We start from the raw sequence: 24,212 nt of genomic DNA, 5'->3' as shown, positions 1-24,212 counted from the left end.
GACTAATACTGTTCCCGGAAAATCTCCGGTAATAACATTTAAACTGCACGCCTACTGAAACACAGATTTCATATAAGCAGCATTCGCACTGAAATTCTTCTTTACATTCCGCGGATCATTTGCGTCGCGTGAACGTTCTATCACCAGCCATCCACTCCAATGCATCTTGTCCAGTGTTTTCTTCACTTCTTTCATATTGATGCGGGTATTGTTCTGCAACCATACGCCATCCGTATCTGTACAATGTATCTGGCAGATACGTTTTGCGCCCAATGTCTTTAATTCCTGGCTCAGATCACGCCCGGCCTGCAATGCATTTGAAAAGTTAAAATAACTCTTCACAGCAGGCGAGCCTATTTCATCGAGCAGCTTCGCTTCCTCAACGGCCGGTAATGCCGTTTCCACACCGATGATCACTCCGGCCTTTTCTGCATTCGCACCTACCTTCTTTAACCGCTGTATAACAACCGGTCGCAGATCAGGACGTTTAACCAGATCCACCTGAACACCTAGTGGCAGAAAAGCGACCTTTATATTCATCTGCACCATTGTATCTATACAATCCTGTACCATCTTCTCCACTTCCGGTCTTTCAGCAAAAGATTGCGCATAGAATCCAGACATTGCCATAGAGCTGATAGCAACATTCAGCGACTTTGACGTATCTAAGAACTGCTGCCGCACAACGGGATCAGACAGTTTGCTGTCAAATGTCGGACGGTTACCCAGTCCTCCCATGTCCACTTCCACTCCATCCGCTCCAATATCTTTTGTAAGCTGAAAGGCGCCTAATTTCTGGCGTTTTAGGATCATCCAGTCACATACTGCTATCCTGTATTTCGGGTCCTTCTTAAAGGCTGCGAATACCATTTCCGGCAGCAACATTCCGCCTGCCAATAAAGCCGCATTACCCAGGAAACGGCGCCTGTTTGTTTTTTCCATCATGGCCATTGCTCGTTATTTATTGGTTTCAATTCAAGGGCGCGAGGATCTATTTTTACGTGCCTGATCCTTTGCCTGCGCCAGGTATATACAACATGCACATAACCGTCTGCTGTCTGTATCACTGACGGATAGGAATACTGGCTTACCGGCGAGCCTTCCAGCACCAGTGCGGCAGACCAGTGAATACCATCGTCGGATACGGCCACATTCAAGGGTGTACGTGCACCTTTTGATTTACCTGCCGGCGTCTTTACGTGATTATACACTATTAACTGCCTGCCATCAGCCAGGGTTACTGCATCTGTTCCTGAGTTATTGTTGGGCAATGCAGTAGCGCTGAGAGCCGACCAGGTTTTACCATTATCTTCCGACCATGACTGCACTACTGCTCCTTCCTTACTTCTGCACAGTATCTGTAATTTGCCTTTACCGTGCTTCAATACACTGGGTTGAATGACATTAAATGTTTTACCGTCGTTGATCGGACCGCGCATTGTCCATGTCTTGCCATTATCTGTAGAACATTCGAAATGCACCTTCCAGCCATTTCCTTCGGTGCTCGACGGACAAAGCAACTCGCCATTGTCAAGAAGTACAGGTTTATTCTTCACCGGCCCCAGGAAACCATCAGGCAAGGCCTGTGCGGCAGACCAGGTTAATCCGCCATCGGCGGATGTTTTCATCCAGCCTTTCCAGGTAGCCACTCTCGTACCCGTCTTATAGTATAATTGCAATGCACCGCCCGGCACCTGGTATAATACAGGGTTCCAGCAGGCCACACGTTCTGTGTCTGACATGATCCCATTAGCTACTTCTACAGGCGTCGTCCATTTATCGCCTTCTTTACGGCTTACCCAGATCCCCACATCCGGGTTTCTCTCTTTCGTACCGCCAAACCAGGCTGCCACCAGCCCTTTAGGCGTTTCTGCCAATGTAGCGGCATGGCTTTCCGGGAAAGGCGCGTCTTCAAAGATGAATTCATCTTCCACAATACCTTTCTTCCAGGGCAACTGCAGGTCAGACGTAAACTCATAGTCGCCCGAGCCGATCTTATACACGGCTCTGTCATCTTCCATTCTCAGGAAAGTAATGTCTTTTACATCAGCGATCGGCCTTCCTCCCTCCAGTATACCCGACACAGCACGAGCGGGTATATACACGGAGGCAGTGGTATTTGCCGGAATCGTCAGCTTCCAGGTAAACTTATTAATGTCTTTTTTCCAGCTGCTGCGTACCATGCCATACATAGTATGGTAAGATGCATTCGCACGGTCTAGCCCAGGCACCAGTACCGGTTTCATCTCTAACTGGCTATAACCCGCTGCACCGCTTTTAATGCCTGCAATATCCTCATATAACCATACCAGCAGGTCGCCCAGCAGCATCACATGGTTATGCGAATTCATAGCAGGAGCAGCTGTATTACCATTCCATAATTCCCAGATAGTAGTAGCGCCATTTTCCACCATATACCCCCATCCCGGATAGTCTCTGTCTGCAGCTATCTGGTAAGCAATATCAGCCCTGCCGTTATGGGTCATTCCACGCATCAGCCATTGTGTACCGATTAGCCCTGTACTGATATGTCCACCATATTTTAAGAGAGTACTGTCAGTGATATGTTTGAACACCCGTTCCCGCATACCGGCAGGCACCATCTCAAATGATAATGGTAGCAGATTAGCGGTCACCGTATTATTTCCATAATGATCTGTATGAAAGAAACGTTTGTTGAACGTGGTTCTAATACTATCTGCAGCAGCTTTGAACGCAGTCACATCATTAGGCTGATGCAGTAGACCTGCAAACTTTGCCATCATGTTCAGATAGTGATAATAGTAGGCAGTAGCAATTAACGCGCCGTCTGTAATACGTGAAGGGTCTTTTGTATGGATCAACTGCTTAGACTCCGGTGGCACACACCAGTCTCCGTATTTATCCTTCGTCATAATGCCCTCCACCAGGTATTTTGATCGCATATAATGCAGCCATTGTTTCATAGAGGCATAATGCTTTGTGATGGGTTGCAGATCGCCGTACTGCTCATAAAGCGTATTAGCGATCATCAGGTAAGTACCCGGCCAGGTCATATTATCGGAGTAGTAATTCCAGTAAGCAGGTGCCACATCAGGAATGGCGCCGGCTTTAGTTTGCGACTGTTCAATATCATCCAGCCACTTGGCGTATAGTTTGGCATTGTCAAACAGGAAGCTTTCTCCGTATGCTCCCGTAGCACGGTCGCCCAACCAGGGCATCCGCTCGTTGCGTTGCGGACAGTCCAATGGCATGCCTTTGTAGTTACCCAGGATACCCCAGTAAGCATTTTTATAGATGCCGTTGATAGTTGGATCTGATGTTTCAAAAGTACCTGTATGTGCCAGATCATCGCTGATCACCTGCCCTTCGAGATCGCTCTTTTGCAATTGCCCGGGATAACCACTGATCTCCACATATCGAAATCCATGATATACAAATGCAGGCGCCCAGGTTTCTTCTCCCTGCCCTTTGAGGGTATATATATCCGTTACTTTTGCATCACGAAGATTATCTACATAAAGACTACCATCTGCTTTCAGTGTCTCTGCAAAACGCATCACCACCTGCTGCCCCTTCTTTCCTTTTACTTTCAATTGCATCCAGCCTACCATGTTCTGCCCCATATCCACAATATATACACCTGGCTTTTTCTCTTTTATAGACAACGGATGTAATCTGTCAACAATCCGCATCGGTTCATTCATTTGTGCCCGCAGTACACCTTCCGGCGCAGGTACAGCTTCCGCCTGCTGCCAGGTCTTATCGTTAAAGCCAGGAGTATTCCACCCCGGCATTTCTTTATTCGCATCGTATTCCTCTCCGTCATATTCATTATTCGTTCGGATAGGGCCATCTGCTGTCAGTTTCCATGTCGGGTCACTGTTGATGATCTCCTGTTTGCCGTCTGCATATATCACTTCCAGCTGCAATAACAAACGGGGATAACCAAATGTGGTAATCTTATGCGGCTTATAAGCCTGCCGCATGGTAAAGTATCGTCCATTACCCAATACAGCGCCAATAACGTTCTCGCCCTTGTGTATTGCATTAGTAACATCATAGGTATTATACTTTACCGTCTTCCGGAAATCCGTCGGCGATTGCGACAACACTTCCGTGCCTGTACGTTTGCCATTTATATACAGTTCATACGAACCCGGTCCTGCCACATAAACTGTAGCACGTTTAACAGCTTGTTGAACTACAAAAGGCTTACGATAATAACGGGCAGATAAACGGGAGAACTTTGTATGCGCACTGTCCCAGGCAAAACTGGTATCAGCGCCTATCCACCGGGCTTTCCAGTCTGACCTGTTCAGCAATCCCATGCTCCACGAGCCAGCATTGCTCCATGCGGATTCACCTGCAGTCGTCCACACTTTAACCTTCCAGTAACACTGCTGACGGCTTTGCAAAGCCTTACCGTTATAAGGAATATGAATGCTATTCCGGGAGATGATCTTTCCTGAATTCCACAGGTCTGCCTGACCTGCGGCGAGTTTCTCAGGAGTAGACGCTACCATCACCTGATAAGCCGTTTGCATAACGTTACGATTGGTACCGGCAATTTCCCAACTAAGCCGTGGGAGAGTAACATCGATACCTACAGGGTTAACCAACATCTCACAACGGAGATACTGCAGAGAGACAGAGCCAGGTGCTGGTACAGCAAATACAGCACCTCTACCGGACATTGGTTCTGCTGTTAAAGGTTGAGCAACACCAAGCATGAATAATATAGAAACAAGCGCTCGCATTATAGTTCTGCTGTTTTAAGAGACCTTATATAAAATTTCGCATTACGTGCTTCCTGTTCCCCTGCCTGTTTCAGATCATACTCCTGATCAGCCGGTGTATCCGCATCAGGGAAATGTCGCGGCTCACCCGTCCGGAATACTATTCTTTCCAATTTATCCACAGGTGCAAACATTAAACTCGTGAGTACGTCCTTACCATTTACATTAATAGTATAAAAACGATTGGTAGTGTTAATAGTGAGCCGAACGTTATACATGCTATCCGGTGAATATTTCATAAAGTTCTTAAAGCGGGCGCCTGCCTTCGCCTTAAAAACACTATCGGCATCAAACACCAGCCTGAGACCCGGAGTGCCTTTTCCATCCTGCAATTCAACATGCAAAGCGCCATGGCTATTCTGAGCAGCAGTTACAGTAAAGGAAACTGATAATTTTGAGGATGCAGGGAACAACCTTTCGGCCTTTCCATAATCGAAAGGATCTTTGTCTTCCAGTATTAGTTGCTGTTCTGCTTTTACGCCAGGCACTTTGCCTATAGACACCGGCGCCCACCGGGGACTATAGATGTTCCAGTCTTTTAAAGCAGTAGACGGCTTCAACTCGGGAAATACATCATTAACATGTGCAGGAGCTTTATCAATAACAGGTACCGGTATTACCGACACCCAGATATCTTCTTTGTTCATACTATAGGTCACCCACAGGTTACTATCTGGCGGGTTACCATTACCTTCCTCTATCCCTCTCACATACTGCGGACCATAAGACTTATAGTTACCACCATAACGCATCGGTGTAATCTCTCCATTCACCAGCAATAGATTTGTATAGTCTATTCCGTCCTTACTTACAGACAATGCCAATGGCCAGCGATATTCTGAAGGATTGTATACTGTCGCAAAACGGCCATCTGTAGTACGCTGTCCCCAGATCTTCGCATTACTATTCACAAACCCTGGAGCACGCGCCACTGTGCCCCATGTGCGCCCTTCATCTTTGCTCATACTGGTCAGTGCATTCTTCCATAAACCCACTACACGGCCATCCGGCAGGTGATAATAACAGAAAGCCTTATACTGTTTCTGTAACGAGATCAACGGATCGTCCCTATCTGCCTCTTCATTCCATTGCTGCGTCATCAGGGGAGTAGCTAACAATTCATTACAGGCGGCCACAAACGCCTTGTCTTTACTGCTCGTATAAAAAGGATAAGATGTATTATCCTTGTTCCATTTTTTATTATACCTGATAAAATAAACAGGGCCAAACTTACCATCAGGCAAGATCTCCCTTACGACACGGCCTATACCGTTCCCATCGTTCGGGTCATCTTTAGCATCCAGGCAAATACCATAAAAGCCCAATGCCAGCAATTTGTTGCTCTTCGACACATAAAAGCCCATGCGCTGATGCATAACAGCAAACAGGTCCTTAGCCACACCAGGATGCCCTTCCTTCACAGTACCATCCGGTATTTTATAAGGAGGGAATAATACAACAGGCATTCCCCAGTTATAACCATCTTCAGAAGAGAGCAATAACGTTTGTCCGGGCGGTATGCTTTCTCCTTTCTCATCACTCAGGTATTCCACATAAAAGCGCTTATTCCAGTACGCCAGCATGGGCGCATGATTGTAGGTCCATCCCATCTTGTCTCCCAGTTCCGGATGCTCCCTGTTAGCGCGCATGATCTGTATGCTGTGCACCCCCATCACCGGGCGCAGTTGCCCATGGTGATAATCTACATTCACCAGTGTATTCCCTGTATAACGTATACTTTCCTGTGCCTTCACAGCTGTACTTAACAGTAAGCTCAAAATGCATATCGTTGCGCTGATCCTCATATCTTTCATTTGATCTGATGTAATACTTTCTTACGGACTTTAAACACCGTTCCATGTTTATGTCCATCGGGCACGCTTATCTGACCTTTAATATCTTTAAAATTGTGAAAGTCTGTTGTGCTCACAGCTCCATACCTTTTATTGTCGTAATCATCATAATAGATCAGCCATTCTTCACCATTCTTAAGCACTGTAGGCCCTTCGGTAAGTTTGCCCGTAAACGCGGCAGATGCAGTACTATAAGGCCCCAGCGGATGTTTCGCAAAAGCCACTTTAAGGTCCCGTTCATTCCGCGTATTATCTTTTAACACTAGTGTATACTCCTGCATACCAGTCTTCACAATAACCGCATCTATCACACTAAAGCCAGGATCGAGAAACAACTTCGCCGGAGAGAAAGTTTTAAAATCTTTAGTAGTGGTGTAATACATCCTGTGATTGTTGGCCTCCTCTTCTATGCCTTTCTCAAAACGTCCAGGTATACAGGATGCCCAGATGATGATGAACTGTTTTTCATCTTCATCATAGAACAATTCCGGCGCCCATACATTTACTGTTGTGGGCTCATGCTCCATAACAGGTATAAATTCTTGTTGCTCCCAGTGCTGCAGGTCTCTGGAAGAAGTATACCCGAACCCTTTGTCACCTTTCCAGCTGGTGGTCCACACGAGATGAAAAACGCCGTCAGGCCCTTTCACAATACTGGGATCCCGCATGATCTTATCCTTGCCTACGACGGGGGTTAAGAAACTATTGGGAAGACTATCCCATTTATAACCGTCGTAGCTGTAAAGGAAATGCAGGCCATCCTTCCCTGGTTCGCGGAAAGATGTGAACATGTAAACATCTTTTCCTGAACGACAAGCAAATAATGTAACTGCTAATATGTATATAGTGAGTTGCTTCATTTTTCAACCGGGAATCTTTTTACAGTTTTTGGGCCTTGCACGGTTCCAGATGGGACGGCGGTCGGCGCCTCTTGGGTTAGATCTCTATTTGGCTTTATCAAGCGTATTGGCTTTGGAATATGAATATAGCAGCATCAATCGTACATCCAAGAGCCGAAGGCCCGCCATCTCCATCTGAAACCGCTTGTGCTTCTGTTCTCCCAACAAATTCATATCGCCATTGATAATAACCCATCAGCTACTTATGAACAGCCCTGAAGTAGCGACGGTTTCAGGTGGTAATTGCGGGCCTTCGGCTCTTTGAGGCACGATTGATGCCGCCAGATCGAGTATTCCCAAACTCAAACGATTGACAACGCTCAATAGAAATCCAACCAAAGAGGCGCCGACCGCAATGCCACCTGAAACCGAAAGCTTACTTCATCTTATCTATCACCAACACCCAGTCATTTCCATTCTGCTCTTCTCCGGGCGGGTCAAAAACCATCACTCCTTTATTCGGATATACACCAATTTCACTGGTATTCCCATTTCGCGGATCATACCAGGAAGCCTTCACACGGCTACCAGCGATCCGTCCCATATTCACCGGAATATTACGACCTGTATAACTATACACAAACGCATAATCCTTCCCACGCGTAGCTAAAAGATGCCGGTATCCTGTGCCACTATCAGATACTAAACTCTGATCTGGTACACGATCCGCATAACCACGCGAATAGATTAATTTCTTCAGATAGATCATCTGCCCTGCACCCGGCGAATTGATCGCCGTCTCCCAAAATTCACGAACTCCATATACACCACGGCCGTCGCCATGTTTATGCATCTGCATAACAGCATTATGGCCATAAGTATACCCACATGCGCCGGCGAAGACTGACCAGTAAGCATACCGGCGTACGTCACAGTCTTTCCAGAAAGGTTCTAAAGTATCATGCAACCCCTGTGGAATACCCTCATAAGAGGGCTCCCCATCTATAACAGGTTTAACAGGCTTACGATTATAATCGACAGTAACATATCTCCAGTTATCTTCTCCATACTTTTTATCACCGGCACTAGTGTCCTGATCATAGCGACGATGACCAGACTGGAACATATTAAATGCCAGCCAGGAAGCATTATGGAACCAGTCGGATGATTGTGCACGTCCACGCGGATGATAGGTTACAAGATGGCCAGGATCTTCCTTGTGTAAGGTATTACCAATAGCCATCCAGACATTCATCGAATCACTTCCTTTAATGTCACCACCATTCATCCAGATAACGTTCGGCTGATCTTTATAACGCTTTGCGAGGAAAGATGCGTAAGATGTGGCGTCCTTCTCCGTTACAAGGCCCGCTTTTACAGGACTGCCCCACACAGGCACCAGTGCCATGTAGAGGCCCTTCTCAGCAGCTTTGGCAACCACGAAATCCATATGGTCCCAATAGTCATATTGGACAGTATCAGAGAATTGACTACCGTTCGTGGTTAACGGATGCGCCACATTCCTGGCTATCAGTGCAGAGTCACCATAGATGTTGGCAGCACCGACACTGGGAAGCACCATTACCTGGATAACGTTGAAACCCTTTTGCTGGCGGTCACTAAGATATTGTTCTGTTTCTTCCCTGGTTAGTCTGGTGAATAACAACCAACCAGTATCTCCCAACCAGAAGAAAGGTTTGCCGTCTGAAGTTTCAAAATATCTTCCGTTGGAAGATACACGTAGTGGTAACATCTTTCTTTGCTGAGCATCCGCATATACTGTCAGACAAATGAACAGGCAAAAGGTCACAAAACAGATCTTGTTCAGCATGATAGGTCTTTATTTACGCACCAGCCATAACACCAACGCACCGTTTTGTGGCGTCGGTAGTGAATGACCGGTACCGGCTTTAATATTTTTCTTATTTAACAGTGTTTTCCCCGTGGCTGCATCTATCCATACCGCATTAAAAGTACCTGCCGCACCTGCAACATCAATAGCAGTTGCTCCCGGTGAATAAATGATGTAGTCACCGCGATCATTTGCAAGGGCAAAGAACCCCGGAATGTCTGCCGGATGCATACCAGCAGCGGCAGACAGGAAACCGGGTGCAGCTATGGATGGAATATTGGCAAGAGAACCTCCTGCCATAAATACAGCCCAGCCGTTCTTATCATAACTGTCAGCAGAGTAGATCACCGCCTTAGCAGGATACTTGTCACGGTACTCACGCACTGCACGATATATTTCTTTTTCGTCACTCCGTTTCGGTTTTAGCAAACGTGCATGCTGACGGGGCGCCAGGCTCTGGCCTCCCTGTGGTGCATAAGCCGTTCCTCCCACCTGATAATGCCAGTAACGGATATCTATCAGATCGATCAGCGGCGCACGTACCGGATCTTGTAGAATGGCATCCTGCACGTCTTTCGTGGTACTCAATCCGATCACAGGATGTTGCCGTTTTTCTTTTTCCCATGCATTGATCACATCTACCCAGAAATCCACAAAATGTAAAGGACCGGTGAATTCTGCCCCTATCAGCTGGATCACGTTGTGATTGCTGCTGAAGTTGTCCAGGCATTGACGGATGTATGCGCGATGAAACTGTTTTCTGGCGGTGTTAGTAGTATCGTAAAATTGCTCCGCCATGAAAATGCGTTTACCACCTGCATATGGCGGTGGTTCTGGAAAACCGGTCGCATTAACATTGTTGGCGGGCCTCCAGGGGAAATCAGCATAGTGAGCCCCTGCTTCAATAATATTATGCTGAAAATACTGCTGATGGATCAGTACCTGACCTTTACGGTCAGCCAGACCTGCAAACTGTTGCAGGCGGGACCAGTACCAGCGATTGCATTTGTTGAGATCATACTTGCTCAGCCCATCCCACGCAGTACCTTGTCCGCTACGGGCAAAAGGCTGCTCATAAAAAGGAGGCCATACATCACCATCCAGACGTAGTACACGTTCATGATCATCGCGACGTCTTTCATACCACAGTCCGTAGTTATGATCTATTGCTACAACATGTTTGCGTTCCATCCAGGCAGATACGGAGTCAAGATCATCTGTTAGCCCGGTACCTGTTCTTCCTGGCACAAAACGGGTAATATGCGGCGAAGCTTCCTGTATACCATCGGGACGTATATTTCCACGCCACCAGGATACTTCCCGCTTATCGCCGGTCATAACAGCACCGTTATTCACTAACCATCCATTCATTATTTTCATTCCGGTTACTGCGGATGCCTTTGGCTGAGACACCTCTTCCTGTATCCTTACACCTGCTGCATCAACAGGGATAGGCTCACGTTGTGAAGCTTGTTTTATCCATTCATATAATGTAGTAGCTGGTTGCATTGCCTGACGGGACAACTCAGCAGCTACTGCTGCTGAAGGACTGCTGGAAGCATCTCCCAGATCAGGCAGCAAATTAGCACGTGCTGCAGCCTCCTCTCCCAGCCTTGCGGCCAGTTGTGCATAATACAAGCTATGTGGCTGAACATATTCATTGGAACTATACCATTCCCCGTCTCCCGTAAATTGTGCCCAGGCCCCAAAAGACCAGTTATTAGCGCCAGGTGGCCGGGGACAATCAATCCTGGCAGCAGCACATTGCCACAACATGCTGTTTGCAGCAGTCCATCCTGCACCTTGTCCGTCCTGACCGCGATTAGGAAATCCCAACGCCTGACCGTTTACAGTTACATTGTCAAGCAACAAGCCTGAAGCCCAACTATCAATAGCTCCACTAAAACTGTATGGCAGATCAGACATACATTCTACAAATGCATTCGGACCTGCAGCACAAAAGCCGGTAGCAAAATCGTGGTAACCGTATTGCGCATAGTTGCGTTGAAATAGAGTTTGCTGACCGGAAGTAAAAAAGGTATAACGGCGTTGCCCTCCTATTTCAGATACTGGCGACAAAGAGATACAATCCTCTACTGTCACTCTGCTGGCCGTTTCCAACACCGATACAGCCGAACCGGCGAAGTGTTCAAAAGTGAGCCGTCTTACCCAGGCATCCGTGGTATTTTCTATTGCGATGGCTGTCCAGCAATGATCTTCATCCTTCGGATTATTAGCATCAAATACTGAACGGCAATGCAGGTTTTCCACACCTACCTGTGAAATACGTCCCGGCCATTTGTACACAGCAATGGTAGCTCCGCCAAATGTAGTGTCCAGCGCTGTTGTTAAGGGCACGTCCAGCGTTACTGTATTTCCTTCTATTTTAGTGATCTTCCTTGACCAGTGAATATCACGGTCGCGAGGCTTCCATCCCAGGGTAGTAATGCCACCACCGAAATGAGCAGTGCCCAGCTGCTGTATCCAGGAGAGTGTGCAAGGCCTTACTAGTTCTACCTCATCTCCCACTTTGAATGTGGCACCCGATGGAACATGAACTACGGCACTGTTTACAGGTACATAAGCGTCCGTCAGTTTTACGGCAGGCGACAACTGTTTATCGTTACGGCCACCTACATGCACCAGTACAGCGCGGCTGTAACCGGTAGCCAGTAATACCGTGCTGTCTCCGCTTCCTCTCAGCACGACACCTGAAGTACGGATGCGCAGACTGCCATTAACGGCATATGTTCCTTTATCCAGCAACACAGCTCCGCGTATGCCGTCTTTATCCGCCGGTAGTGATGCGACATAATCCAGCGCTGCCTGTATCCTTGCAGTAGCATCCTCCTTCATAGCAGGCACCCTGACCCTTATGGGGGTCAGGGGCAATGCTTTATTTCCAGACATGTAACCACACCAGGAGAAATCGGGAACACGGTTTCCCCGCTCATCCTGCTGGTATATCAGCTGCCCTTTCTCCCATGAAACGGGAGGCAAAGGCGCCTTCGGTTTCTTTGCCTGCGCTGCAGCCAGTAGCGGCATACAACAGGCGATCCATGCTATTAATATTCTTCTATTCATTCCTTCGTTTCTTCCAGTCGGCTTCCGCCTTTTTCATATCAATACCTGCTGATGATAAATAGTTGTTGATGCGGCCTTTATATTTACCAAACCAAGCATGCTTCTGTTCAGAACTACCAGCATCCATTGCTTTCTCGCGTGCTTCTTCCAACCAGCTCATGATCTGTTGCTGCTGCTGTTTGTTCAGCTGTGGCAACATCTGCAGATATGCATTGTAGGTGATCGGGAGAACACCATAGGTCATACCATCTTTTACTTTTGTAACCTGTTCGGTAGTCAGTACTGATGATAATTTTGCCAGGTAACGCTCATGCAGTTTGTGCACAGCAGCCGTATCCTTCTTTTCTTCCGTATCATGCAGATCAACATATTGCTGTGCAATGATATCCTGTACCTGCAGTGATTTACCCGCATCATGAATATCCAGCGTGGAAACGATCTTGGCAGCACGTTCAGTTACGATCATCTGGTAACTTTTTTTTTCGCCTTTGATATCGTTCAGGAAGTCTTCGATATTGGTATAACCATCTCCATTGGAATCCAGTACAGCGTCTTTCGCATCTTTAGGATTCAGTTTATGACGGGTTTCCCAATCATCAGGAATACCATCACCATCAGAATCTTTATAAGGCTTTCCTTTGTATTCAGGATATCCGCCTACCTGTGAGATATCATAGATGATACCTTGTTTGTAAGAATCTGCAGGTAAGCGGCGTTTGATAAACTCACTGCCTATCTTGGAAGATGTATTGTCTTTGTACTGGATCTTACCGGTCCTTACCTGCTCAATCACCCTTGTATCTACAGGATCTCTTACAGGCAGTGTAGCGCCTGCATTATCCAGTACATACTGATAAGCGTCTTTTGCAGACATCACCATCATACGAGGCATAGGCAGCGGTTTATCCACACGCATATCAGCCTGGTATTCGCCGGCATTGTCCATATCTTCGATCTGTACACCACCATCCCAGTTGTTACTGGTGATCTTCGGATAACCTTCCATAATGTTACCTGAAACATATGTACGGCCAAATTCACGGTATTTCAGTTTGCTGCGGCCTGATTCAGGCTTCAGTATCCTGTGTCCCACCGGATCATCCGTAGGTGTAACAGGTCCTGGTTTAAAGTAGTTGTTGATAATGTTGTACTGTGAACGGTAATCGCCGCCATCTACAGTACGGTGCTTCCAGTTGAACACAACGTTATTCACAAAATTGAACACGCTGTACCAGCCGATAGACGGGTTACGTCCGGCATTGGAAGCCCAGAGGTTACGCATAAAGGAACAGTTCTCACCACCCAATGTGCTACCGAAAGCATGATTGTAAGTATCCAGTGCTTCAGCAGAGATCGTGTTCTGGATAGTGATATTCACAGTAGGCAACTTTTCGTCCTGGTATCCTGGACCTGGATTATACATGTGGCGATAGAGGGAAATATTTTCATCAAGGCCCCAGCTCGTAGAGCAATGGTCAATGATGATATTACCGATCGGGTTACCACCCAGTGCATCATCTCTACGGCCTACGGTCGTTTCACCACGACGGAAGCGCATATAACGGATCACCACATCATGTGTATTGATCCAGAAAGATTCGCCAGCTACACAAACACCGTCGCCAGGTGCTGTCTGACCGGCGATAGTGATATAAGGCGCCATGAGAATGATAGGCGTTTTCAGTTTAATGATACCTGCTACGTTAAACACGATGGTACGGGCGCCACCTGCTTCACAGGCTTCACGCAGGGTACCGGGACCGCTGTCGGCCAGACTGGTCACCACAAAGATCTTTCCTCCCCTTCCGCCAAACGTGTAGGCGCCACCACCTTCCGCACCAGGAAAGGCTGGAATGGTAGCCTGTGGCAGGTCAGTTGGCCGGGAGGCAAATGGAATGTAAGGCCTTCCCTGACGGGCTTCCTGTTTCACGATAGGCAGGGCCTTTTCCCATGCCTCATCCGAATGTTTTTTGGCTGCATCCAGCAACGAATCACTGACATCCTGTACTGCTTTCGGGATGGTGGGATACTGGGCATAAACGCCTTGCGCCGTGCCGAGGGCGGCGATAAGCAATGTTCCGGCGAGATAATGTTTCATTAGAAGTAGTTTAATGGTCCTTGAACTTCAACAGCCCAGAGATGGTTGTATTATGTTATATGGTTTATTCCAGCGGATTAAAAGTGCCATTACCCCATCCGATAGTTTGCACCAAGCTCGGATTCCTCGTAAGATTCGTGGTCGGTATGGCATAGAAATAATAGTTAGACGGATAGTTGATCGGCTTCTGTGTATCCAACACATCTTCCGTCACCTCAAAATACGTTGTATAATCCGGTCCGTTCAGGTCGAGCTTGTCACGCAGCATAATTCCCGTAGCGTCTGGCTTTTCCAGATCAGCAACTGTATAAGGCGCCTTTACTGTGATCTTTAAGATAGAACGTTTTTTTCCATTCAGCTGATCAAACAATTTATTACGACGCAGATCATCATAACGCTTACCCTCAAACGCCAGTTCAATACGGCGCTCATTGATAATGGCGGTAAACATTTCTTCTTTGGACATAGCCGGCTTCAAACCATACAGCCCGCCTTCGCCGGCATTAATACCTGCTCTTTTCCTGATAGCGATGAGCATATCATAAGCCTCCTGCGTACGACCGGTGGCATTAGCACATTCTGCCAGGTTCAGCATCACTTCTGCAAAACGCATTTCTATCCAGTCTGTTTTACCCAATTTGGTGTTATCCTTAATGGTAGAAGTATTGACATTTTTCCGGCAATAGAACCCTGTTGCATTCGCCTTGTTCTTATCTTCCGTTACACCGGTGTAGTTCCATTGCTTACGGCCTGTTTTGTTACTCAACGGCCATACACAACCATTGTAAGCGATGGTCGCATCAAAACGCGGATCGCGGTTCTTCCAGTAATAAACAGGATCATACCCTGAAGCAGGATCTGTAATAGGCAGTCCATCAGCAGTAGGGAATGCATTCACCAGTTCCAGTGTTGGCTGATAAGAGCCCCCGCCGCCATTGGATTCTGAATAAGGACGGGCAGCATCATCAAAAGTGCTGGCCTTGTTAGCCCCGTCGAAAGAGCGTAACATGATCACTTCTTTGTTACCGGTCCCTTCATCCAGCCAGATATTAGCAAAACTGGAGAACAATCCATATCCATCTATCACCAGGGTATCATATGCCGCTTTATTGGCTTTATAAGCCCTTTCCCAGCGTGCAGGGTCATTATTGGGGTTAAACTGGGGACTTGCCCAATATAGCAGCATACGGCCTTTAATGCCCAATGCAGCCCCTCTTGTGATCCTTCCCTTGTCCGCACTGCCCCAGGTACCTGGTAAGGAAGTTGCCATATCAAAATCCCTTGCGATAGAGTCAATACATTCTGAGGTTTTGTTCCTGGCCACATAGAGGTTTTCAGCGATCCAGTCCTGCGGATGACTGATATAAGGTACCCCACCGTACAGTTTCACAAGCTGGAAATACAGCCATCCTCTCAGGAAATAGGCCTGCGCCTTAATCTTTGTCTTTACATCCACAGGCAGTGTGCCCTTTTCTATTTCCGACAACAGGATATTGGTCTTACGGATATATGTCCACCCATTGTTAGAGGCATTACCCGCAAAGAAATCATTGATATTGTCTACTGATAATGTACCGTACCAGAGCTTTGCATCTCCTCCATTATAATCGTCAGACAGGTCATGTATCGCTGTAGGTAAGGTAGCTCCTCCTGTCAGATTAGGCCAGGTAGGCATGGACTGATCATATACCCTGTTGAGGTAAAGCGTGGCGGTAGATTCATTATCCCAGGTACGTTCGTCAATACCTGTCAGGTCGGTCTTGTCAAGAATGTCGGAACAGGCGCTCAGACTGACAGTAAGTAATATATAGCTGAATATTTTTCGCATGGCATAATAGTTTACAGGCTCACATTCAATCCGAAAGTATATGTACGCAGGGCAGGGTAATCTACTGCCAGGTTCGTAGCCGGATCTTTGTAAGGCGTATTATTAATGATATTCCAAAGGTTGGTGCCGGTCAGGAATATCCTGAACTCAGGTACTTTCCAGCGGGCAGAAAGGTCTTGTGGAATATTGTAAGACAGCATCATGTTATTCACGCGCATCGTAGTAGCGCTGCGCACCCAGAAGTCGGAAACTTCCTTGATCAGCGGGGAATTGATGAGCGGGTATTTTGCATTTGGATTTTCCGGCGACCATGAATCTTTCCAGATAGCCAGTGCACGTTGATTTTCTGTAGCCGGTGTCCTTGCAGACTTGTCGTAAGCAATAGAACCACCTACCTGTAAACCAATATTCACACTGAGCTTGATCGTCTTCCAGGAAGCACCCAGGTTAAACCCTACCCCAAACAGGCTGCTGCCTCTCGGTGCAATACGTGTCTTGTCATTCTCATCTATTTTACCATCACCGTTGATATCTTCGTAGTTCATATAACCAGGAACAAGCTTTTCACCGTCAATAGTCCAATCCGGATTCTTGGCCAGGACAGCATCAACGTCCGCTTGTGTACGCAGGATGCCGGTTGATTTATACCCTTCGAGTCCATTATCTGTTCTGCGGCCGATCGGATTTCTCCACGCGGTGTCGCCTGCGCCATAGTATTTGCGGATCACTTTATTATCGCTGATGCCGAAGTTGATAGAAGTAAAGTATTTGAAGTCCTTACCGATACTACCATTATAACCCAGCATCGCTTCAATACCATATGATTTCAGACGACCATAATTCTGATCGGAGATGCCACCCCCAAAGCTGGTAGGTACCGTACTTGTAGGCTGCATCAGCATATCATAATTGTATCGGTGATACAGGTCGATAGCGAAATCAAAACGGCGGTCGAAGAAGCTACCATCAAATCCCAGGTTCTTATACAGCGCCTTTTCCCAGGTGATGAAAGCATTCGGAATATCATTGTTGTTCAAACCACTGGTCATAGTGTTTCCAAACAACATCCCGGTAGTTTGCGTGTAACGCTCCTTGTACTGATAGTTCTTAACGGCATCATTGCCAGTCAGACCTACCTGGAACCTGATCTTCAGATCATTTATAAACTTCACGTTGTCAGTAAAGAATTTCTCCTGTGATATTTTCCAGCCTACTGCTACAGAAGGGAAGTATCCCCAGCGGGAATTCTTTGGAAAGTTCTGTGAAGCATCCGCTCGGAAAGTTGCTTCCAACAGGTACTTGTCATTAAAGCCATAGTTCACACGGCTGATGTAACTCATCCTGCCGGTTTCGCCGGAAGAACCGGAGTTATCATACAAGTTTTTATCCATGCTGAAAGCGAACAGCTGATCTATGCCAGGTATTACCACCTGTTCACGACGGGTATCGAAGGCATCGGTGAACGACTCACCCTGTTCTGCTACCAGTACTACATTGATATCATGTTTGCCAAATGTGCGCGCATAATTAATTGCTTCGTTCAGCTGATAGTTATTGGAACCTCCATAAGATTCAGTCATCAGGTTACCATTCTTGATGAACGTAGTCGGATTGATAGCTGTCAGCTGATTGGTGAAAATGACGTTCTGTGTAGTCTGGTGATTGCCTTCCCTCACGAAGTTGTACAGCGAATAAGGCAGATAGAACTCCTTACCGAAAGTATTACGGCTATTGCGGGCATATTGTACACGGAAGGAAAGTCCTTCGATAGCCGGCAGTTTATATTCCAGGCTGGCGTTAATGGTCTGCCCCTGCGAGCGGGTGCGGCTGTAACTGCCTGTCTTTACCAGTTCTCCGGGATGCCATCCTGGTAGGGAAGAGAACACCGGTCTGTCGTCAATATACATGGGTACCCATCCTGGAGTAAGCAGCAGAGCGCTTACGGTAGCGCTCATCTGGTCGGATTGCTCCGTCAAACCGGCTTGCACCGTTTTAGGCGTAGGCCTGTTGATATTCGAGTTATCGGTAGCAAAAGAGATATTGGCAGTCAGATTGTCGATGATCTTTGCATTTACTCCCATACGCAGTCCGTATTTGGTAATATTAAGATCTCCCACGTTACCATCTTCTGAATAGTAGTTACCACCTGCGAAAAATGTCACCCTGTCACTACCACCGCTCACGTTCAGCGTATGACGGCTGAGATGTGAACTTTTCCATACGTCATCTATCCAGTTATAATTATGTGTTTTGAGATAAGCCAGTTCTTCTGCAGTATAATACCTCGCGGTGTTGGCATCCTGCAAAGCAGTATACTTGTTGTTCAACTGTACTGCATGATCGTAGGAGTTCAGCATCTCAGGAATGTAGGTCGCGGAAGATTTACCGTAAGACCCTGCATAACTGATACGGGGTTTGCCCGGACGACCTGTTTTAGTTTTCACGAGCACCACGCCGTTAGCACCTCTGGCCCCATAGATGGAAGCCGCTGCATCTTTAAGGAAGGTGACACTTTCTACCTGGGTAGCATCCAGGTTGTCAAAATCCTGCTTTGTCATTTGAAAGCCGTCTATTACGAACAGTGGGTCTGTAGAAGAACCGGTGGCTGCCCAGGTCACGGGATTACGGATGGTGATAGAAGTGTTGGACCCCGGACGACCGGAAGATTGATTAACAGATACTCCCGGCACCTTGTTCAGAAGGGCCGTAGCCAGGTTGGCAACAGGAAGGTCCTCAATTTCAGCGGCATTCACTGAAGCGACAGCACCCAGTACATTAGCCCGTTTCTGAGCGCCATAACCGATGATCACCGCCTCATTCAGAGCCTTAACGTCTTTGGCAAGGAATATGTCGATACTTTGTTGCCTGTTCACAGGGATCTCCTGTGTGAGATAGCCTATCAGGGATACCACAATAGTTGAATTCTCATGCACTTTCAGTGTATAAGAACCATCAGGTAAAGTAGTGGTGCCCTTATTGCCCACTTTTACGCGAACAGTAACACCCGGCAAGCCGGTACCCTCTTCAGTCCCTATTACTTTCCCCTTCAGGATAATCTCTTTAGCCTGCGAAACAGCAGGTGGTGTCGCATTTGGATTGTTAACTGCCAGTTGTTGCGCTGCTGCAGTCATTTGAAACAGTAATGCCCCCGGCAATAACAGTTTTCTGTGGAATAAAAAGTTCTTCATCAGCTGATTTTTTTGCTGAATACAGCATGCTGAAAACACGGTGGTCTAACGGAATGCTGCTTTTAATAGTGGAATTCTTTAATAATGGTGTCCTTAATTCAGGAAACGGTGTTTAAATAACCGCTGGCAAAATATCTTCTGAGCGATCAAATGGTGGAATACATAAATTTTCATACTAAGGAATTTTTTAAGCTTCTCTATATCCTTGCAATGGAGTAACTGACAATACTTACAGGCCAATCCCCAAACTACAATCCCCTTTCACAACCATGGAATCTTAATTACTATTCGTCAACAGTGTCTGTGTGACACTAATTTTCGACAAGCTACAGAATTATTTAATTCTGGTACTTTTTATTTACGCAATCGTTGCCGGAAATTATTTCTCTTTAAATCAATATAATTTTCACATGACGCCGGGATCGTCCCGGTTGAAGATAAGGCCTGGAATAGCTGGTATATCAAGCGCATACAGTGTTTCTGTCCGCCCCAAAGATAATGGCGTGGCAAATAAAATGCACGGAAAATATTAAGAAATGTTGTAACAATTGTACGTGAGACGCTTATTATGCTAGTGTATGATGATCACATTTGTGTAAAAATCATAATTCTTTGACTTCATCCTCATGATGTAGGCCCCTGGCTCCACACCGCTTACATCGAGGGTCAGCGTTTTATCATTCATCTGTAGTTCTTTTTCATACACCACGACGCCCATAAAACTTGTCATGCTCACTTTTGCCTTTTCATTCACTGTACCCGTAAAATGAAGATGCATCGTACCAGATGCCGGATTAGGATAGACTTTCTCAAAATACCCCCCGAAAAGAGCTTCTACTTCCAGATCTTTAGCCGCCAGGCTGGGATTACCTGCTACATCATGGGCCGAATTGGCAGCCAGTTTCAACGTGACCTTACCGTCATACTGCGGAGTAACCAGGATAGTCATCACATTATTACTAATGTTGGTCTGTTCAGAAATAACGGCATTCGTCACTGTCAGATAGCTGGGATCGAAGTCTGTAATGGCCTCACTGAAACTGATATAAACGAGAAATGCATTTCTGAGCGGAGAAGTTTCTATGGTATTCAGGGTAACCGCCGGTGGTTTTTTGTCAATAAAAACCTTGCTGTTATCCGTAGAGGTAGTGATAGTCACGCCTTCATTTCCATGCACATCTTTGAAGGCAATGGAAAAGGGGACCAGACCATCCGCATCTGCCGCGGTAACTGTGTACCTGCCAACATATTCCTTATCGCTCATCATAGTAACAGGAACAGGCTTTCCCGCAATCATGATATCGGGTGTATTGATCGCATCATCTACTGTAAAATAAACAGTAATAACATCACCTGCTGTGGCGTATGAATCATTTTCATTGCCAGACAGGATAACGACTGACATTGCTCCGGGTATGGTAACATCTGTTACGACGGGTATTGCAGCACTTAGCGGGCTTACATTCTTTGCGCTATCACTAGCAGTAGCCTTAATATTGTGATTGCCATCTGTCAGGGAGTTAGCTGTAAAAGCTGAAGACCAGTTGCCATTTGCATTGGCAGTTGCGGTGGTCAGCACATCACCATCTATGTATACTGTGATCAGGGTATGAGGCTCTGCTGTACCACTGATCAACATATCTTTTGTATTGAAAACAGCATTCCGGAAGGGAATAGTAATAACAGGCGCATCGGGCGCATTACCATCAATGATGATCTTATGCTGCCCCGCAATAGAACCTTCGCTCCCTGGCGCAGGCAATACCAGTGAAGCTGGGGAGCCACCACTACTTCGAATAACAGCCCCATTGAGAAGCAGTGCGTCCGTACTGGTGTAATCCAGCATGGCAGTGGTATCTCCTTTATTTACAGTATAGGCAAAAGCAAGGGTATTAGTACTACTTCCGGAAACATATAGTGCAGTTCTGATCACTGGATTTACACCCAAAACAATGGCGGGTGTGCCGCCGGTTACTATCACATCATGATCAAAGGTAACATACAGCGTGATCGTGCCGCCTATGCCATAAATACTATCTCCAGCAGCAGCTATAGCGGTAACAACAGGCGTAGAATCGAGGTCCGGGGCGCATGCGCCGGCATCGTTCATCCTGTTCAACCGCATATCAGATGGTTGAAAGCGGGTTACATTGTCTGTTCTGTCTGCAATACTGTTATTCCACGCATGAATAAAAATTGATGAGACCAGGCAATAAATAATGGTTAGAGCCACTGAGGGAAGTGAACTCCTAGTTGGTATAGTCATTAGGTTTTCCGGATAGTTAAATTACATTCAAAGTAAGGAATAGTTTCTTGAAAAAAGAATAAAAATGTTATATATGTAATACAGTAAAGCGCCGCCCGATAACCCGGACGGCGCTGCTATTAATAGCCCACTGGCTATTAATCACTTATCTTTTAGCCGTTTTAACAACTCTTCTTTACTAACGGTAAACTGCTCTCCGGCCTGTTTCCCGTTCCGGTAAGTAGTGATACTCAGGTTTGCCGCTCCCTTCGGGAAGCTAAGTGGCTGCCCTGTATAACGAGGATACCATTTATCAGGATCAGAATTATCAAAAGTGTAATAAATGTCTAAACCCTTGATCTCTGTTGATAATTGTACCGATAATTCTCCGCTATTATTTTGTTGAGGTTTTACGATCGCATTCCAGGCGCTGCGCGAATACTTGATCCCTGCAGTATCCATACGTACAAACTGGGTTTCCAGCCTGTCAATAAAATCATCCCAGTTACGTTTTGATTTCGGGCTCCAGTAAACTTCTGACAATGCCAGTGCTCTTGGCCATGTCATGTACTGAATATGCCTGTAATTAGATACAGACTCTGTCCACAGGTTACCTTGTCCGCCGAGGATATATTTCTCATCCACTCCTTCCGGCACGGGATCGTAGGTATATGAATCGGTAAGCCTGCACATACCATAAGTGGGTGGTTCTGCCGCGGGATCTCCCTGATAGAGGTCCAGATAGCTAAAGGCCCAGGGACTCATTACCACATGATGATTCTGCTTTGCCGCTTCAATTCCGCCATTCATGTTCCTCCAACTCATCACTGTAGCTTCCGGCGCCAGTCCGCCCTCCAGGATCTCATCCCACCCGATCAGTTTTTTCCCTTTACTCTTCAGGATCTTCTCCATGCGCTTCACAAAATAACTTTGCAGTTCATCTACATTTTTCAAATGCTCCTGCTCCATTCTTTTTCCACATTTCGGACATTTAGCCCAGAAGCCTTTGAAAGCTTCATCGCCGCCTACATGAATATAATCGAAGGGGAATAAAGCTGCTATTTCCGTGAACACCTTATCCAGCATAAGGAAAACAGAATCGTTACCTATACACAGTGCATTATCTTCTGCTTTATAAAAGTGACTACCCGGATTCACACTATACTGCAATTGTGTACAGGACAAATTAGGATATGAGGCTATCATAGCCATGCTATGCGCAGGAACATCTATTTCGGGCAGTATAGTGATATAACGTGACTGAGCATAGGCAATGACCTCTTTTATATCCTCCTGGGTATAGAAACCGCCCTCTGTGGCTTTTTCTCCCGGTTGAGGAGATTCAAAGCTACCCCACCTTCCGGTACGTGGTACCCGCCATGCACCGGTCTTCGTAAGTTCAGGGAGGCTTTTTATCTCTATCCGCCAGCCATTGTCATCACTCAGATGCCAATGAAAGATATTGTACTTGTATTTAGCCATTTCATCTATGTAACGTTTCACCTCTTCCTTTGTATAGAAATGACGGCTCACGTCCAACATCAGCCCTCTCCATCCGAAACGCGGATAGTCGCTAATAGTGGCGCAGGGTATGGTCCAGGTACGGTTAACGACCTTCTGCCCTTCTATATCCGGCGGCAACAACTGCAATAATGTCTGAAGTCCATAAAAAGCACCTGCAGCAGTGCCGGCAGTAAGTGTTACTTCTTTCGGAGTAACTGCCAGTATATATCCTTCCTCCTTTCCTCCCTGCTTCAGAACAATGTTAATAGCCTTTCCTTCTGCCTGTTTCGTCTGTTTTAAACGGAACCCTGTAGAAGTGTTGATCCGGTCGAAAAACCACTGTACTGTACCAGCCAGCTGTTTGTCTGCAGACGTGGTAGTTATCGCAACATGCGGATCGAAAATAAAATCGCCTGGCTGCTCCTGTACTGACACAGGTTCAGGTATAACATGCACCCTTTTCTGGGCAAATACCTGTGAGAGCAGGCAACATAACGCGGCACAAAATAATACGGGATACTTCATGGAGAGTCGGTTTGTGGGCTATAAGATAGCAAATACTACCCATTTCAGGAATATCAGCAGGAGGATAAAACTGAGATAAAGTAGCAGCGGAAATATCGTAAGAAGAGCGGTCAGAAGATTGGACAAGTCGCCTTTGAGGTTACAAGCAGACAATTGGCAGGAACTAAATACAAATTCCGGGAAAAAAACCTGACGGCAATTCTCCCGGAATGATCAAAATACAGTTGATGGCTCTACAAGTTAACGAGGGAAAGTTGAGCCCATATGTAACTGTACTGCGAAAGTGCTGCCTGTCTTCGGAGGGGTTTGACCAATGGATGAAGAAAGGTGACAGGCGAGGTACCAACGCTTAAAAAATGTTTACGAACAAGCATCGCTTTTGTGATGGGAATCCCATCGGATGACCATCTCCATGGCTA

Annotated in this window: 11 protein-coding genes; all 11 read right to left on the bottom strand. The window is 46.5% G+C overall.

Features of this window, described 5'->3' with window-relative positions:
• Positions 1-51: 51 nt before the first annotated feature.
• A complete protein-coding gene (locus C7475_RS18545; RefSeq protein WP_110054879.1) occupies positions 52-951 on the bottom strand; it encodes a sugar phosphate isomerase/epimerase in 900 nt (299 codons plus the stop codon).
• Positions 942-4,739 carry a family 78 glycoside hydrolase catalytic domain gene (locus C7475_RS18540; RefSeq protein WP_110054878.1) on the bottom strand — a complete coding sequence of 1,266 codons (3,798 nt, stop codon included), beginning with the start codon at positions 4,737-4,739 and terminating at the stop codon, positions 942-944. The genes C7475_RS18545 and C7475_RS18540 overlap by 10 nt, the downstream gene beginning before the upstream one ends.
• A complete protein-coding gene (locus tag C7475_RS18535; RefSeq protein WP_233259894.1) occupies positions 4,739-6,583 on the bottom strand; it encodes an exo-alpha-sialidase in 1,845 nt (614 codons plus the stop codon). The genes C7475_RS18540 and C7475_RS18535 overlap by 1 nt, the downstream gene beginning before the upstream one ends.
• Positions 6,584-6,588: 5 nt before the next feature.
• The gene (locus C7475_RS18530) at positions 6,589-7,422 is read right to left on the bottom strand and encodes a glycoside hydrolase family 43 protein (protein ID WP_233259893.1); all 834 of its coding nucleotides are present in this window, start codon (positions 7,420-7,422) and stop codon (positions 6,589-6,591) included.
• A gap of 484 nt (positions 7,423-7,906) precedes the next feature.
• Positions 7,907-9,301 (bottom strand): glycoside hydrolase family 140 protein, encoded by a 1,395-nt coding sequence (locus C7475_RS18525; protein ID WP_110054875.1) that lies wholly within the window; start codon positions 9,299-9,301, stop codon positions 7,907-7,909.
• Positions 9,302-9,310: 9 nt separating this feature from the next.
• Complete coding sequence (locus tag C7475_RS18520; RefSeq protein ID WP_110054874.1) at positions 9,311-12,406, bottom strand: DUF6298 domain-containing protein; 3,096 nt, start codon at positions 12,404-12,406, stop codon at positions 9,311-9,313.
• Complete coding sequence (locus tag C7475_RS18515) at positions 12,399-14,504, bottom strand: DUF3826 domain-containing protein (protein WP_110054873.1); 2,106 nt, start codon at positions 14,502-14,504, stop codon at positions 12,399-12,401. Before C7475_RS18515 ends, C7475_RS18520 begins: the two co-directional genes overlap by 8 nt.
• A gap of 64 nt (positions 14,505-14,568) precedes the next feature.
• Entirely contained in the window at positions 14,569-16,332 is a 1,764-nt protein-coding gene (locus C7475_RS18510; RefSeq protein ID WP_110054872.1) for a RagB/SusD family nutrient uptake outer membrane protein, read from the bottom strand.
• Positions 16,333-16,343: 11 nt separating this feature from the next.
• Complete coding sequence (locus C7475_RS18505) at positions 16,344-19,520, bottom strand: TonB-dependent receptor (protein ID WP_110054871.1); 3,177 nt, start codon at positions 19,518-19,520, stop codon at positions 16,344-16,346.
• Positions 19,521-20,091: 571 nt separating this feature from the next.
• Entirely contained in the window at positions 20,092-21,645 is a 1,554-nt protein-coding gene (locus C7475_RS18500) for a T9SS type A sorting domain-containing protein (RefSeq protein WP_158286544.1), read from the bottom strand.
• Positions 21,646-21,927: 282 nt separating this feature from the next.
• Entirely contained in the window at positions 21,928-23,793 is a 1,866-nt protein-coding gene (locus C7475_RS18495) for a beta-N-acetylhexosaminidase (protein ID WP_110054869.1), read from the bottom strand.
• Positions 23,794-24,212: the final 419 nt, after the last annotated feature.

The organism is Chitinophaga sp. S165, from assembly GCF_003182155.1.
GTDB lineage: Bacteria > Bacteroidota > Bacteroidia > Chitinophagales > Chitinophagaceae > Chitinophaga.
The sequence above is the reverse complement of the archived record's forward strand: the minus strand, read 5'-3'. Positions and strand labels throughout refer to the sequence as shown.

Bases quoted from the DNA above. Each gene is read 5' to 3' on its own strand.
- C7475_RS18495 (WP_110054869.1), bottom strand. From the start codon at position 23,793: ATGAAGTATCCCGTATTATTTTGTGCCGCGTTATGTTGCCTGCTCTCA.
- C7475_RS18540 (WP_110054878.1), bottom strand. From the start codon at position 4,739: ATGCGAGCGCTTGTTTCTATATTATTCATGCTTGGTGTTGCTCAACCT.
- C7475_RS18505 (WP_110054871.1), bottom strand. From the start codon at position 19,520: ATGAAGAACTTTTTATTCCACAGAAAACTGTTATTGCCGGGGGCATTA.
- C7475_RS18500 (WP_158286544.1), bottom strand. From the start codon at position 21,645: ATGCGGTTGAACAGGATGAACGATGCCGGCGCATGCGCCCCGGACCTC.
- C7475_RS18545 (WP_110054879.1), bottom strand. From the start codon at position 951: ATGGCCATGATGGAAAAAACAAACAGGCGCCGTTTCCTGGGTAATGCG.
- C7475_RS18515 (WP_110054873.1), bottom strand. From the start codon at position 14,504: ATGAAACATTATCTCGCCGGAACATTGCTTATCGCCGCCCTCGGCACG.
- C7475_RS18525 (WP_110054875.1), bottom strand. From the start codon at position 9,301: ATGCTGAACAAGATCTGTTTTGTGACCTTTTGCCTGTTCATTTGTCTG.
- C7475_RS18520 (WP_110054874.1), bottom strand. From the start codon at position 12,406: ATGAATAGAAGAATATTAATAGCATGGATCGCCTGTTGTATGCCGCTA.
- C7475_RS18510 (WP_110054872.1), bottom strand. From the start codon at position 16,332: ATGCGAAAAATATTCAGCTATATATTACTTACTGTCAGTCTGAGCGCC.
- C7475_RS18535 (WP_233259894.1), bottom strand. From the start codon at position 6,583: ATGAGGATCAGCGCAACGATATGCATTTTGAGCTTACTGTTAAGTACA.
- C7475_RS18530 (WP_233259893.1), bottom strand. From the start codon at position 7,422: ATGTTCACATCTTTCCGCGAACCAGGGAAGGATGGCCTGCATTTCCTT.